Source organism: Paenibacillus sp. MAHUQ-45, assembly GCF_058133325.1.
In genome coordinates this window covers 303737-319139 of the sequence record NZ_JBYUPV010000004.1, presented here as the reverse complement: position 1 = coordinate 319139, position 15403 = coordinate 303737, and the positions used below count along the sequence as shown (strand labels likewise).

Annotated in this window: 13 protein-coding genes; 3 read left to right on the top strand and 10 right to left on the bottom strand. The window is 50.5% G+C overall.

All coding sequences use genetic code 11. The annotated features are described in order from the left end of the window. Position 1: 1 nt before the first annotated feature. Genes AC3Y23_RS12200 through AC3Y23_RS12190 form a run of 3 tightly spaced genes read right to left on the bottom strand, consistent with a single transcriptional unit; the run spans position 2 to position 3520 of the window. A complete protein-coding gene (locus AC3Y23_RS12200) occupies positions 2-1051 on the bottom strand; it encodes a sensor histidine kinase (protein ID WP_379199131.1) in 1050 nt (349 codons plus the stop codon). After that, positions 1048-1725 carry a response regulator transcription factor gene (locus AC3Y23_RS12195; protein ID WP_379199129.1) on the bottom strand — a complete coding sequence of 226 codons (678 nt, stop codon included), beginning with the start codon at positions 1723-1725 and terminating at the stop codon, positions 1048-1050. The genes AC3Y23_RS12200 and AC3Y23_RS12195 overlap by 4 nt, the downstream gene beginning before the upstream one ends. After that, on the bottom strand, positions 1655-3520 hold the full coding sequence (locus tag AC3Y23_RS12190) for an ABC transporter ATP-binding protein (RefSeq protein WP_379199127.1): 1866 nt from the start codon (positions 3518-3520) through the stop codon (positions 1655-1657). Before AC3Y23_RS12190 ends, AC3Y23_RS12195 begins: the two co-directional genes overlap by 71 nt. Positions 3521-3891: 371 nt before the next feature. Between AC3Y23_RS12190 and AC3Y23_RS12185 the strand changes: the two genes are divergently transcribed. Next, on the top strand, positions 3892-5100 hold the full coding sequence (locus AC3Y23_RS12185) for an MFS transporter (protein ID WP_379199125.1): 1209 nt from the start codon (positions 3892-3894) through the stop codon (positions 5098-5100). A gap of 103 nt (positions 5101-5203) precedes the next feature. On the opposite strand, the gene AC3Y23_RS12180 is transcribed toward AC3Y23_RS12185, so the two are convergent. Then, positions 5204-6904, bottom strand: coding sequence for a glutamine--tRNA ligase/YqeY domain fusion protein (locus AC3Y23_RS12180; RefSeq protein WP_379199123.1), 1701 nt, complete (start codon positions 6902-6904; stop codon positions 5204-5206). A 220-nt stretch (positions 6905-7124) separates the two neighbouring features. On the opposite strand from AC3Y23_RS12180, the gene AC3Y23_RS12175 reads away from it, so the two are divergent. Next, positions 7125-7373, top strand: a complete 249-nt coding sequence (locus tag AC3Y23_RS12175) for a DUF2164 domain-containing protein (RefSeq protein ID WP_379199121.1) — start codon at positions 7125-7127, stop codon at positions 7371-7373. Between the two features lie 36 nt (positions 7374-7409). Then, a complete protein-coding gene (locus AC3Y23_RS12170; protein WP_379199357.1) occupies positions 7410-7958 on the top strand; it encodes a GNAT family N-acetyltransferase in 549 nt (182 codons plus the stop codon). A gap of 60 nt (positions 7959-8018) precedes the next feature. Here AC3Y23_RS12170 and AC3Y23_RS12165 read toward each other — a convergent pair whose 3' ends face one another. The 6 genes from AC3Y23_RS12165 to AC3Y23_RS12140 all read right to left on the bottom strand — a co-directional run bounded on the left by AC3Y23_RS12165 (position 8019) and on the right by AC3Y23_RS12140 (position 15254). After that, a complete protein-coding gene (locus AC3Y23_RS12165) occupies positions 8019-8549 on the bottom strand; it encodes a GNAT family N-acetyltransferase (protein WP_379199119.1) in 531 nt (176 codons plus the stop codon). Between the two features lie 64 nt (positions 8550-8613). Further along, positions 8614-9840 (bottom strand): MFS transporter, encoded by a 1227-nt coding sequence (locus AC3Y23_RS12160; protein WP_379199117.1) that lies wholly within the window; start codon positions 9838-9840, stop codon positions 8614-8616. Positions 9841-10232: 392 nt separating this feature from the next. Then, on the bottom strand, positions 10233-11060 hold the full coding sequence (locus tag AC3Y23_RS12155; RefSeq protein WP_379199115.1) for a formate/nitrite transporter family protein: 828 nt from the start codon (positions 11058-11060) through the stop codon (positions 10233-10235). Positions 11061-11255: 195 nt separating this feature from the next. Then, positions 11256-12620 (bottom strand): FAD-dependent oxidoreductase, encoded by a 1365-nt coding sequence (locus tag AC3Y23_RS12150; RefSeq protein WP_379199112.1) that lies wholly within the window; start codon positions 12618-12620, stop codon positions 11256-11258. 296 nt (positions 12621-12916) lie between these two features. Next, entirely contained in the window at positions 12917-14548 is a 1632-nt protein-coding gene (locus AC3Y23_RS12145; RefSeq protein WP_379199110.1) for a formate--tetrahydrofolate ligase, read from the bottom strand. A 229-nt stretch (positions 14549-14777) separates the two neighbouring features. Beyond that, entirely contained in the window at positions 14778-15254 is a 477-nt protein-coding gene (locus AC3Y23_RS12140; protein WP_379199108.1) for a glutathione peroxidase, read from the bottom strand. Between the last annotated feature and the right edge of the window lie 149 nt (positions 15255-15403).

The following is a 15403-nucleotide window of genomic DNA, read 5'->3' as shown; positions in this document are numbered from 1 at the left end:
TTCAAGAGGTTCGCACAGGCAGACTTACTACAAAAGCCGTCCCCTCGCCGGGACGGCTTGTTGCCGTGACGCTCCCCCCGTGAATCTCAATAATCTTGTTCACAAGAGACAATCCGAGGCCACTGCCACCTCCACTAGCACTTCTTGCTTTGTCTGCTTTGTAGAAGCGTTCAAAGATGCGTGGCAGATCTTCTCCCGATATCCCGATCCCGCTATCTCTGATTTCGACTTGAACGACTGAATCCACAGCCTCCATCCGGACCCGAATACTTCCGCCCTCCGGAGTGAACTTAATACTGTTATGCAACAGATTGGTCCAGACCTGGCTCATGAGATCTTCCACGGCGTGTACCTCTAAGCCCTCAAGTTCAGCCTCCACCTCAATATTCTTCTCCAGCCACTGCGGTTCGGACGCCAGAACCATCTCTCGTAGCTGCTTATCCAGGCGGTAAGCCTTCTTTTCAAAAGGAAAATTACCCGCTTCCAGCGCAGACAACTTCAGCAGATTGTCGCTCAGCCCCGATAGCCTTGTGCTTTCGGCTTCAATAATGTCGAGATAATGCATTCTGGTATCCGGACTGAGCGTCTCTGATCGAAGCGCACGGGTAAAGCCCCGAATGGAGGTCAAGGGCGATTGGATCTCATGTGAGACATTGGAGATGAAATCCTGACGCATGGTCTCCATCCGGCCCAGTTCACTGGCCATCTTGTTGATGCTCTCAGCGATTTCGCCAAATTCACCATAATCCTTATCCTTGGCCAGAACGACGTTGAAATCACCGGTGGAAATTCTACGGAGGCCTTCAATAATTGACTTGTAGAAGACCCGCTCCCACCCACGGAAGGTTCCGGACACACAAAACGCCAACGCGAAGAAGAACACAATCGACACAACCGTGGTGAGTAGCCCTGCCGTATATTCCTGAGCAGGACGGCCAGTCCTGGAAAATATCCAATTCATTAGGAAGTAAGATCCAGTCCAGCTAAGAAGAACCATGCCGAGGAATCCGATGAACAACAAAAATCGGATGACTTTCTTGGATTTATTCATATGTCGCTCTCCAGGCGGTACCCCAGACCACGCAGCGTACGGATCGCGAATCCGTATTTTTCTCTAGGGAATCGTTCCCGCAGACGGTTGATATGCACGTCCAGTGTCCGCTCATTGCCTTCAAAATCATAACCCCAGATATCTTCGATCAACCGCTCTCGGGCCAGGGTCTGCCCTGGATAACTGCCGAGCTTGAAAAGCAACTCAAACTCCTTAAGCGGCAATGTAATCTCCCCATCCCCGGTGTTCACCTCGTAGGTTTTACGGTTCATTCGCAGATGACCGACCACTACACTCTGTGCAGCGGAAATCTGATACCGCTTGAGCAGCGCCTTCACCCTGGCAATCAGGATTGGCGGTTCGAACGGCTTGACCAGATAGTCGTCGGTGCCAAGCTCAAAGCCTTTCACGATCTGCATCGTTTCCCCTTTGGCCGTCAGCATCAAAATTGGAAAGTCATACAATTTCCGTAGCTGCCGACACAGCTCCCAGCCATCCATATTCGGCATCATAACATCCAGTATAGCCATATCCACCGAGATGTCCTCCAGAACACGGAGCGCTTCCAGCCCGTCGGAAGCCCCGTAAATCTCTTCTATACCTTCAGCTCTCAGAAACACTTCCACCAATTCGCGGATATGCGGATCGTCGTCCACTACCAGAATTTTGGTCATTACTTGCCAGAACCTCCTCTTTGCTGCCGCTATAGGCAGCTGGTTCATTCATTTGCAGCTGCTGGGTAGCAAACTCCCGGTACAGCGCATGATGGTTTAGCAATTCTTCGTGTGTACCTTTACCGGTAATCCGACCCTTTTCCATGAAAATAAGCTGGTCTGCATGGACAACCGTAGCCAACCGATGTGCGATGACAATCGTCGTTCTCCCCTTCATCAGATTAGTCAGCGCCTTCTGCACTACCGCCTCGGATTGACTGTCCAGACTGGAGGTTGCTTCATCCAGCATCAGAATCTCGGGATCGCGCAGCAGCGCTCTGGCAATGGCAATCCGCTGCCGCTGTCCACCCGATAGCTTCACGCCCCGTTCACCAACATCCGTCTCATATCCGTCCGGCAATTCGTTGATAAAACCATCGGCATAGGCCATGGCCGCTGCTCTGCGCATCTCTTCCAGGCTGACTTCCCGTTCGAGGCCGTAGGAGAGATTATCAGCAATTGTACCAGCCAACAGCGGACTTTCCTGCGACACGTATCCAATCAGACTTCGCCAGGATTTCAAGGAAAAATCCGTAACAGGCTTCTCACCCAGCCGAATCACACCACTCTCGGGCTCATAGAAGCGCTCCAGCATGGAGAACAATGTTGTCTTCCCGCCTCCGCTGGGGCCGACAATGGCTGTTACCTGACCTGGTTGCATGGTAAAGCTCACATTGCTAAGTACCTTCTCACCGTTCTTGTAACCGAAGCTCAAATCTTCCACCGTGATCGGCCCATGAGAGGCTGTCGCTTCCACTTCTCCCTCGTAGTTCTCTTCTTCAGCCGCCAAGGTCTCGATGATACGCTCCGAAGCGCCCTTGGCCTTCTGAATTTGCGTGAAGAACGTGGTCAATTGAGTCAACGGCATAATGATTTGGATAAGATAGAGAATGAAAGCAACCAGTTCACCGGCAGTCAATGCCCCCGACGATACCTGCATGCCGCCATAACCGATAATCACAACAAGCAACATCATGAAGACGAAAGACACCAGCGGGCTGATCATGGCACTGACCTTACCCTCACGAATACCGAAGGTCAACAGGTTCATAATCCCGTTTCTGCCGGCCTCATATTCCCGTTTCTCCGCGCCGGAAGCCTTGACCAGCCGGATCTCCGATAGTACCCCACTCAGCGTGGCGGTAAAGGAAGCCGTCTCATCCTGCATCCCTTTGGAGATTTTGTACATCTGCCGACCCAGCGGAACCAATATTAAAGCCGACAGCGGCAGCACGGCGAACAGCACCAAAGTCATTTTCCAATTCAAATAAAGCAGAACGGCAATGGAGCCGACAATCGAGATGACTCCAGTAAATAAACTGGCTAAATGTTCGGAGATCAAAGTTTTAATGATTCCTGTGTCATTAGTCATTCGGCTGACGCTTTCACCAGTCCGGTTATCATTATAATAGGACACCGGCAGTACAAGGAACTTACGCCACAGCCGATCCCGCAAGCCCGCTACCATCCTTTGTCCCACATAATTCAGCAAGTAGATGGACACGCCTCCGGCAATCGTCTGGGCAATAAAAGCTCCGATGATTCCGGCAATCTGCAGTTTGCTTATGGAAGCCAGTGAGAAACCGTCAACCAGCGTTTTGGTGAACATAGGGATTACAAGACCCACCAGCGTAGAGATGACACTGAGCGCAATGGCCGTCGTCAGCAGGCTGTAGGAAGGCTTCGTTTCTCTCAGCAGAGTCAGGAACGGTTTTAGTGCCGCCCCCTGTGTCTTTTCAGTTTTTTTACTGTTCATGGAGGTTCTCCTTTTCATTCGGATATCTTAGAAGGTGGCTTTCAGCTCCTGTCTCCCGTAAATCCAATGATACCTTTGCTGTTTAAACTGAAGTTAAACAATTTAAAATCTAGGACATAGCGAAGCCAGTGAGCAAAAGACAGGATAGCCGCTGTGAATCATGGATAATCTAAAAAATAGCACCTTGTACCTTGTATATATAACGACAATCACGCAAAAACCACCAGAGAATTGGAAATCCGCTCAAAAGTTGGTTTGTATCCCTTTTCAACACGTGTTACAGTGATAGAAGCTGCCTAAAAACGGCTGTAACGAATATATACACGGCATTTAGCGGGAAAGGAGTGCCCAAATTGCGGGAGAACCTTCATATGCAATCTTCTTTCACGTCCTTGAAATGGTTCAATTTCTTCGTATATGGAACCATGGTCCTGTTCACCAGCTTTTTTCAACTATACCTGCAGGATGTAGGGATGAACAAACTTGAGATCGGCAGTGTCATATCCCTGGGTGCGCTCGTTTCCATTTTCGCCAACCCGTTCTGGGGCATCTGGACAAACCGTTACCAGAACATTCGCCGAATCGTGCTGATTATGCTAACGGGAACACTGCTCTTATCCCAACTTGTCTTTCAAGCGAATACATATGAGATGATCTACATCGCCATTATCTTGTTCTTTTTCTTCCAAGGGCCGTTGTTTGCCCAGAGTAATACAATCATTCTGAATTATATAGACGGAACGAACTACCGCTTCCAGTCTTTCCGGCTGTGGGGCTCGCTGGGGTGGGCCGTCACAGCTATAGCTGTAGGTCCCATTATTGATCGAATGGGAGTATCCATATTATCCTATCTGTTCGCAGCACTGTTATGCGCTTCAATGATATCGCTACTGGTACTGCCCAAGCTGAATCATTCCATCGGGATGGCTCCGCTGCCGTTCAGAGGCTTTACCAAGCTTTTTGCTAATCCGTTCTTCCTATGCTTTATTCTCTTCGGGATTCTCGTTTCCATTCCGAACACGATGAATACGACGTTCATGTCGCTGTATATCACTGATTTGGGTGGTTCCAAAACCATGATCGGACTGGCTGTCTTCCTCTCGTCCATTTTGGAGGTAGGCGTATTCGTCCTGTGCGAACGATTCCTGAAACGTAAAATCTCGGTTCTGATCGGCTGTCTGACATTGGTCAGCGCCCTGTACGTGCTGCGATGGTGGCTGATGGCCGATGCAACGATGCCACTGGAGGTAGCCTTGATACAGATTCTGCACAGTGTTACCTTTGGTGGATTTTTCTATGTTGGTGCTCAGTTAACTCGTCTGCTTGTGCCCCGTCCATACCAATCTTCAGGACAAGCGCTCTACACCTTGACCTGGAGCGGAATCTCCGGGATTCTGGGCGGGATTCTCGGCGGATGGTTGTACCAGAATCTCGGAGCCCTCAGCATGTATCAAGGCAGCGTATTCCTAACCTTTATCGGAACGCTCGGCTTCGGGTTTATGTGGCTTTTCGTCATTCGCGGCCGCTATCAGCCTGTCTCTGAAGAACCAGCGTTGTTGGAGGAAGAAATAGAGTTATAATCAGCGTTCATATGCAAATAGGGGGAGTTCCGCAGCACTGTTCAGTGCCTGCAGAAACTCCCCTTTTGTATGTCTGGTCTTTGTATCTGTGATTCCAAATTGCTTATTTAGGCAGTTGGAACGAGCTTTTCAAGGATACTACCAGATTGAAGACCGGCTGACCCGGCGCTGAATATTTGCTGTCCACGTTGAAGTAGCCATGACGGAAGAATTGGAACTTGTCCTGCGGCACACTGTCCTTCAGGCCCGGCTCCACAAAGCCCTGCAGAATCTCCAGGGAGTTCGGGTTCAACTGATCCAGGAAGGTTGGTTCTGGCTTGTCCCCTGCTTCATCCAGACCTTCCACGTCCGCTGCTTGATCCGGCTCCTCTACTGCAATGAGCGGCTCCAAGAGGCGGAATTCTGCCGGAACGGCCTGACTTGCTTCGACCCAATGCAGCGTACCTTTGACCTTGCGACCTGTAAATCCGCTGCCGCTCTTCGTCTCTTGATCATAGGTACAATGCAGTTCAATAACCTCACCGTTCTCATCCTTGATAACCTCATTGCACTTGATGAAGTAAGCATGCTTCAAGCGCACCTCATTACCAGGGAACAGGCGGAAATATTTGCTTGGCGGGTTCTCCATGAAGTCATCGCGTTCGATGTAGATTTCACGAGAGAATGGAATTTGGCGAGAGCCCATTTCTTCATTCTCCGAATTATTCTCCGCCTCCAGCCATTCAATTTGGCCTTCTGGATAGTTCGTAATGACCACCTTAAGCGGACGAAGCACCGCCATTGTGCGCGGCACGCGCAGTTTAAGGTCCTCACGGATGAAATGCTCCAGCATCGGGTAATCCACCAAACCGTTGTTCTTGGAGATTCCGGTCTCGAACACAAAATTGCGGATCGCTTCAGGTGTATAACCACGGCGGCGCAGACCCGAAACCGTAGGCATACGCGGATCGTCCCAGCCATCGACATGGCCTTCATCAACCAGCAGTTTCAACTTACGCTTGCTCGTTACGGTCTGAGCGAGATTGAGGCGTCCAAATTCGTATTGATGCGGTACAGACGGCATTTCGCATTCCGCGATTACCCAATCGTAGAATGGACGTTGATCTTCGAACTCCAGAGAACACAGAGAATGCGTTACACCCTCGATGGCGTCTTCTAACGGATGGGCAAAGGCATACATCGGATAGATGCACCATTTGTCGCCAGTATTGTGGTGGTGAGCATGGGAAATTCGATAAATGACCGGATCACGAAGGTTAATGTTCGGCGATAGCATGTCGATCTTGGCACGAAGCACCTTCTCACCGTTCTGGAATTCTCCCGCACGCATGCGACGGAACAGGTCGAGGTTCTCTTCGATACTGCGTTCACGGTAAGGGCTGTTCTGTCCCGGCTGTGACAACGTTCCGCGCAGCTCACGGATCTGTTCAGCGCTGAGATCGTCCACATAGGCTTTGCCTTTGTTGATCAATAGTTCAGCGCGCGCATACATTTCCTCGAAATAATCGGAGGCAAAGCGCAGCTCTTCCCATTCATAGCCGAGCCACTTCACGTCCTCCTTAATGGAATTGACGAACTCAATATCCTCTTTGACGGGATTCGTGTCATCAAATCTCAGATTGGTCTTGCCACCGAACTCATCCGCAAGGGTAAAGTTGATCCAAATCGCCTTGGCATGTCCGATATGTAAATAGCCGTTCGGCTCCGGTGGAAACCGGGTGATCACTTCCTTGGCTTTACCCGAGCGGAGATCTTCAGTGATAACGTTCTTAATAAAATTGGAGGGGGTACTACGATTCTCCACAGATATCAACCTTTCGCTTCTGGAATGTTACTACTACCTTGTATGAACATGTTTCCTACTAATATACCCGTTACGCAGGGATTGTTCAATAAAAGGGGACAGGGTGCCAAGTGGTTTCTTCCGGCACCTATGAATCTTTTGACTTCACTCGTGGCGATAGAGTAGCATGAAAGCATAGAACCTTTTTACCTTAATTTACATCTATAAGGGGGATTCGCCTGTGAAAGTCATTAAGCTGCCCAAAGAGCAGCGGGAGCTTCTTGTAGAGAATATTCGCAACCACTTTGAGGCTGAGCGCGGTGAGACAATCGGTCACCTGGCCGCAGATAATCTGCTCGACTTCTTCCTGCAAGAATTGGGCCCTTCCATCTACAATGAAGCGCTCAAAGATTGCCGCAGCCTGGTAGGGCAGCGGATGCAGTCGCTGGAAGAAGACATTTATGCGCTGGAATGGAAACAGCGCAGATAGACAGATCAGGCCATGGGCTGCAGAGGAGGCTGCAACTTGTTTAATTACGTTATAGACGAAGAACTTATGCTGAAGCCGCTGGCGCCGGAGCACGCCCGCCCGATGTTCCAGCTCGTGGATCGCTCACGGGAGCGACTTAGACAGTGGCTACCGTGGGTAGACGGCGTCACGGAGCAGGCCCATATCGCCAGCTTTATCAAGAATGCCATAAAGCTGGGTAGTGACAACGGCGGCTTCTCAGCAGGACTATGGGTGCAAGGTGAACTGGCCGGCGTGATCGGCTACCACGAGATCGACTGGAATAATCGTTCCGTCGGCATCGGCTACTGGCTGGGCGAAGGCTACGAAGGCAAAGGATACATGACCAGTGCTGTGCGGGTCTTCGTCGACTACGCGCTGCTGGAGATGGAGCTGAACCGGATAGAAATCCGGTGTGCCAAAGGCAACGCCTCTAGCCGTGCCATTCCTGAGCGGCTAGGCTTCGTGCTGGAAGGTGTGATCCGCCAGGCAGAGCAGCTGCCGGACGGCTACGTGAATCACGCCGTGTACGGCCTGCTGCGTAGTGAGTGGCAGCTGCTGGGCTAGCCAATCAGCCGTAAGCAAGCAACCCGTTTCTCCTTGCACAATGGAGAACGGGTTGCTTTTTTAAGTGGAACCCGTCCCCGCTTCTTGGCCCTTGGTCAGCATAAGACCCATGAAGATCTCATCGACATAATGGCCGCCGAGATAAAATTCTTCCCGCAATCGTCCCTCTTCCTGAAATCCACAGGATCGGTAGAACGCCAGTGCCGCCTCATTGCTTGCAAGTACACGCAGGCGGAGCTTGCGAATTGCATAATCCCTGACATGTCTTTTGACCGCTTCCACCAGTTGGCGTCCAATACCGGCCCGCCGAAACTCCGGATGGACAGCAATATTAATCTCACAGACATGCCGGTGGCTCTCCATCTGGCTGGGACTGCCAAAGCCAACATACCCGCACAGTCTGCCATCCAGTACAGCCAATAGCTGCGATCCAGGCGGTGAATGCTGCAGATAATCCTTCCGCGAGCGCCATTTCAAAGGCCCCGGTGTCGTCTCCTCGGTCCAGACGAGATGATCCAGCGCAATCAGATCACTGGCATCCCTGATCTCCGAGGGCCTGATTATCAGCGTCCCGCTATCCATTCGTTGCATAAGCTTCTCCCCCTGCCCAACACTCTGGAATATATATCAGGTCAATGGCTCCCCATGCCAATGCCTAAGATGATACGGTTGCCTGATCCGCCGAGTCACGCCGGCGATTGATGTAGGCATGAATGATGAAGAACAGGGTGGACAGCACTGCCATGGCACACGCCAGCCAGGCGGTTGGCGACAATCCCCCACTGTCATACAGACTGCCCATGAAATAAGGGCCGATGACTCTGCCGATGGCTCCAATGCCTCCGCTCAGCCCCAGGTAGAACGGGGCACTGCGGTTCGCATGTTCGGTGATGAAAGCCGGCATGGCCGGAGAGATTAACATTTCACCGAACGTGGTCAATACCATGGCCAGAATAAGGCCGGGGTAATTCTGCACGCTCAGGATCACGGCATAGCCACTCAAATAGAGCAGTGCGCTGGCCGTCATTTGGGCCGTGGAATCTTTGGCCAGCCAGCGCTTCAGCAGGCTAATCACAGGCTGGGCAGCAAAGATCAGAATACCGTTCAGCGTCCACAGAAAGCCATAGGCCTTCTTAGGCCAGTCTTCCGAAATAATAAACGGTGATACACCTGTGTTCCAAATGGAGTTGCCGACCAGCAGGAACAGCGAAGCTACCGACATATAGAGGTAGATTCTTGTATTCCCCATCAGCAGCCAGCCAGACTGGCTGCGTTGCTGTTGTTTTTTATAATCGGCTCCCTCTGCTTCCGGTCCCGTTCCGACTCGCCGTAGATACATAAAGAAGAATACGGCGAACACGGCCGAGGTCACACCGTTCATCACAAAGCTCAGCATATAGGAGATATCGGCGAGAAAACCGCTTAAGGCCGTACCCAGCGCCACTCCTATATTATTGGCGACGTAGACTATGTTAAACAGCTCACCCCGCTGCTTGGCAAAGCGAAAGCCGATAAAGGCCTGAATCGCCGGGAGTGACAGCGAATTAAATAGCCCCACAAGTCCCATTACAATCATGAAAATCGTCCAACTCTGACTGGCTGCCGGAAGTGTGAACAACGCAAGGGCGTTCATGGCAAGCGCCCCGACGATCAGGCGGTTCACGCCAACTTTATGGTACAGGGAGCCACCCAGCAGTTGACCGGCAATCCCTCCCAGGGATTGAATCAGAATGACCAGACCGGCATCCTTCATGCTGCGGCCAAGCTCATCGAATACATACATAGTCACGAGCGGCCACATCAGCGCACTGCCTGTCGCATTGATCAAGCTGGCAATCAGAAATACTTTAACTTCTTTAGGATAAGCAGATAAAAACTTCATAACTAATGTACATCCTCTATAAGATTGGTGTGGTCAATTCCATCCAGTATCCTCCCATTAGCAGTTGTAGGGCAAGCCTGTACACTACCGCTTTGTCGCAGCATTGCAATATTATATCAAAGTGAGTAGAGCCAATGGAATGACCGCTCTCTCTTGTCTTGATTGATTCTGATTCACTCCTGTATTCCTGGGGTAATGAAGTCTAAGAAACACTCCCTATTAGAATCGCCGTGCGCTTCGATTTCGTTCCCCCGAGTCGGAAGTGCGGCGAATTTTTGTTATGTCACCGTACAAAAAAACACTCCCTAGAGACGCTGACCTGTCACTTAACTTCAGGACCTGCGAACCCTAGAGAATGTCTGTTCATCAACGCAGCCCCGTGGGTCTACGCATTAAGCATGCTTCTTCGCACTCGCAACAGACATGCCGTCCACCGCTTGCACCGCCGTAGGCACCTTACGCAAGTAAGCTGCCCAATATGCTGCCGCTACAAAGATAGCCCCGCCTGTGAGATTTCCCAGCCAGACTGGAATAAAGTTCATGAAGTACTCATACCAGGAGTAATGCCCTTCAAAGATCGCCGCCGGAATGAGAAACATATTGGCTACAACGTGCTGGAAGCCGATGGCGACGAACGCCATGGTCGGGAACCAGATGCCGAGGATTTTGCCGCTGAAGCTATCTGCCCCGTAGGAGAGCCATACCGCCAGAGCCACGAGCCAGTTACAGCCGATACCCGATACGAAAGCCGGGAGGAATCCAGCTTCAAGCTTATGTCCCGCCATATCCACCAGTTTCTCCAAATACACTCCGTCTGACGTCAGTCCGGCGACATGTCCGAAGAAATAGGCAACAAACAAGGCCCCCGCCAAGTTACTTAGCGTGATCAGCGTCAAGTTCTTGACGACATCCTTGAATGAAATCTTCTTAGCCATAAAGGCTAGCGGCACCGCCATCATATTGCCTGTCAGCAGTTCCGCTCCTGCCAGCAGCACAAGAATCAGACCTACCGGAAAGACGGCAGCCCCGATGAAATTCGCAATGGAGCCCCATTCTTTAGGCGCGGAGGCAATTACGCGGATATCCAGCAAAAACCCGAGAGCGATAAATGCACCGCCCAGGAAGCCAAGTATAAGGACGGTACTCAGCGGATTGTGCGCCTTCTTGATTCCGTTCTCCACCGTTACTTCAGCAATTTGCTGAGGTTTGTTATAAGCCATGGTTCGTATCCCCTTTTAATACTTTAAATTTGTTCCTTTATGCCATTGTAGCGTGTCGTATAACACATTAACGTGATAATAATCACTACTGTAAAAGACAAGTGAAAATTTTCACTGACATGTCATAATTACCGTTTGGACACGCAAAAAAACCGAAGCCAGGGTAATCTGGCTCCGGTCTGAATGACAATGATTTTATACTAACGCGGGTTCTTTTACAGCCAGTGTTTGCGGCAATGCCTGCAATCCGGCAGTATTCAGGAAGTTCCACGGCTTGTTGTAGTGTGGTTGGAAGAAGAAATCAATAAAGGCCAACTGATCCACCGTCATCTTATTCTGGATGCACACTGAGATCGTATTAATCGATTGCGTCAAATCCATTTTGGACATAATCTGCGCACCCAGTATACGGCGTGTCGCACGTTCAAACACGACCTTGAGCTGCACTTGCTCGAATGTCGGCATGAACTCCGGACGATAGTTATCCAAGATCATAACGCTATCGACTTCCATACCTTCACCCTTGGCAGCTTCCTCCGTCAGTCCCGTTCCGGCAATGTTATCTTCATAGATCTTGATGCCAGATGTCCCTTGCGTACCCATGTAAGGAATCGTTTGGGCAACAAGATTACGGGCCACCAGGGTACCCATCCGTACAGCGTTAGTCGCCAGTGGAATGTAGGCATTTTTACCAGTTGGGTTATAGTGAATTGCGCAGCTGTCGCCAGCGGCGAAGACATCCGGCGCACTGGTCTCCATGTAATTATTCACAACGATCGCGCCGTTCGGCAACATCTCAACCTGACCTTTCAACAGCTCCGTATTAGGACGGAAACCGATACAGAGAATCACCAGTTCGGTCTCATGCTCCCCTTTGCTTGTGATAACCTTCGTAACCTTACCATTATCGCCGACAAAAGAGCTGACCTTCTCACCAAGCGCCAAGGTAATGCCGTGATCCTTCAGAGACTGCTCGATGGGAGCAGTGAATTCCTCGTCCAGGTATTTGCTCAAAATTCGCTCTTCCCCGTCGATCAAGGTTACTTGCTTACCGTTCATCTGGAACGCCTCTACCAGTTCTACTCCGATATATCCAGCGCCAACGACCGTAATGCGGTTTACATGCTTGGCTCTTTCAATAATAGTGTTGGAATGGTTGTAGTTCTTCGAGAGCAGAATACCGTCCAAATCCATGCCATCCAGCTGTGGAACAATCGGCCAAGATCCTGTTGTCATGATCAGTTTGTCGTAGGTATCATCAAACTCCTGTCCATTCGCGAGGTTGCGGGCCCGGAGTGTCTTGGCTTTGGTATCCACCGCGATTACTTCATGACGCATATTCGTCTTCACCCCGAGCTCAGCGAGCTTCTCTGGCGAGGAATAGAACAGTCCTTGAGGGTCTTTAACAACACCCCCTACATAAAGGGCGATCCCGCAAGACAGGAACGAAATGTTGTCGTTACGTTCGTACACCGTAATCTCGGCGTCCGGATAAAGCTGGGCGGTATTAACGATGGCTGCGGTTCCGGCATGGGTACATCCAATGACTGCTACTTTCATGATTTCTTCCTCCTCCAATTTGAAAAGCTTATATATTATTTGTTTGTGATTTATTTCACTTTATGAACTGATTATATTGTGATTTTTATCACATTTCAAGTCTATTTCTGCAATTCCTCAAATTGTTCACAATTTTAAGTATTTTGTGTCTGCTCCCTGCTGAGTCGCGGATACCTTTAACTTCTCCATGACAGAGCGTCATTATGAACGTTAAGCCAAGCCTATAAATACATAAAGCCCCAAGCCTTACCGTCTATAAAGACAAGTAAAGCCCAGGGCTACAATTGAAGCTAACCTTATTCTAATCCATGTATCTCGCCACCCTCATCGACGTGCAGCCCTTCGGCTGCCGGTCGAGCTGGAAGACCTGGCATGGTTACGATGTTGCCGGTAATAACTACAGCAAAACCAGCACCTAGTGACAATGTAATGTCACGTACGCCCATGGTAAAGCCTACTGGTGCCCCAAGAAGCTTGGCCTGATCCGAGAAGGAATACGGCGTCTTGGCCATACATACTTGCAGCTCATTCAGACCCAACTGATTAATTACAGCCAAGCTGCGCTTGGCTGCGGGAGAGAAGGCAACCTCTGCACCGCGATAGATTTCACGCACAATAGTGGTGATTTTGTCCGCAATATCAAGGTTGTTCTCATACAACGGTTCGAAATTTGCACCGTCCTGTTCTAGCACCTGCAACAACTCGCTCGCCAGTTCCAGACCGCCGGCTCCGCCCTCGGCCCATACTTTGGATACAGCTGACGGCACATTCAGGCGTTGGCAGGCTGCCTGGATCGCCTCAATCTCGGCCGGACTATCGCCCTCGAAATGATTGATGGCCACAACAACGGGCACCCCGAACTTGCCCAGGTTCTCAATATGACGCTCCATATTAGGGATGCCGGCAAGCAAGGCTGTTTGATTCTCGGACCCGAGCTCACTCTTAGCAACACCGCCGTTGTACTTCAGGGACTTCACGGTAACCACTAGCACAGCTGCGGCAGGAGTTAATCCCGCTTGACGGCATTTAATGTCCATGAATTTCTCGGCTCCAAGATCCGCGCCAAAGCCCGCTTCCGTGACAACAAGATCACCCAGCTTCAACGCATAGCGAGTACCAATCACACTACTGCAACCATGGGCAATGTTCGCAAAAGGTCCACCATGTACGATAACCGGTGTACCTTCCAGCGTCTGCACCAGATTTGGCTTCACCGCTTCCTTCAATAGTGCAGCCATAGCCTCCACCGCACCCAGCTCTTGTGCTGTGACGGGCTGGCCGAGACGGTTATATCCTACAAGAATCCGGCCAATCCGCTTCTTAAGATCAGACAAATCATCACAAAGACAGAGCACGGCCATAATCTCCGAGGCTGTCGTGATCTGAAAACCAGCCTCCCGAACGGTACCGTTACCGTCCCCAAGACCAGTTACAATGCTCCGCAGACTGCGGTCATTCATATCCATAACGCGCTTCCATACGATCCGCTGGGGATCGATATCCAGCGCATTACCGTGGAAAATATGATTGTCGATCATCGCAGATAATAAATTATGCGCAGACGTTACCGCATGGATATCTCCTGTAAAGTGGAGGTTAATCTCGTCTGCCGGGACAATCTGTGCTTGGCCGCCACCAGTAGCTCCGCCCTTCATGCCCAGGCAAGGTCCCAGCGAAGGTTCGCGCAGCGCAGCCACTGTCTTTACCCCAGAAGCGTTCAGTGCCTGAGCGAGGCCAATCGTTGTCAGCGTCTTTCCTTCTCCGGCCGGTGTAGGATTGACCGCCGTCACCAGAACGAGCTTCCCGTCCGGACGGTGGCTAAGCTCCTCCCAGAGTGAAGACGCCAGCTTGCTCTTATATTTACCGTACAGCTCCAGATGTTGTTCACCAATTCCTACTTCTGCCGCTACTTCCGTAATCAATTTCATGCTGTGTACAGAACCCTCCTGCCGGTTATTATTCTGAATGATTTCCTGCCTTATGCGAATTCCTGTTATGTATCATTGCAATTAAAGGATACAAGGTCTAAGAAAAGCGTCAAGGATTATTTTCACACTTCATGATATGAATAGGCCCAAATATGCAAAACTCCCGGACAACAGCCAAAAGCCGTGTCCGGGAGAAGGTGTAAGCCCTAAATTTCTTGCTTATTCAAAATTATAACAAGGACTCGATGCTGTCCTTCATTGTTTCAGGCGATTCTTTTGGCTCAAAGCGAGCGGTCACATTGCCACTGCGGTCAACGAGGAATTTGGTGAAATTCCACTGGATGTCGCTGCTCTCGCCTTCACCCGGCTGCTGTTTCTTCAAATACTCGAAGAGCTGGCTGGCTTCTGGTCCGTTGACATCTACCTTGGCAAATACCGGGAAGGACACGCCATAGTTAATCTGGCAGAACTCCGCTGCTTCTTCGCTCGTTCCTGGCTCTTGTCCGGCAAACTGATTGCAGGGAAAGCCCAACACTACAAGGCCTTGTTCTCCGTACTGCTCGTACAGCTTTTGTAGTTCTCCATATTGCGGAGTCAGCCCGCATTTGCTGGCCGTGTTGGCAATCAGCAGCACCTTGCCTTCATATTCTGTGAACGGTACTTCCTTACCCGCAGGCGTAACCCCGGCAAAACTATAGATCGACATTGTGCTACCATCCCTTCAAAATTTAATAGTTTTCTCTATTCTACTCTTATTGCCGTCCGAATTCAAAAGTACGCTATATCTATCCTTTATCGTGCATACATCACTGTAGATTTGAAGATAATTAAAAACCGCCGAGCGGTCCATGGGGA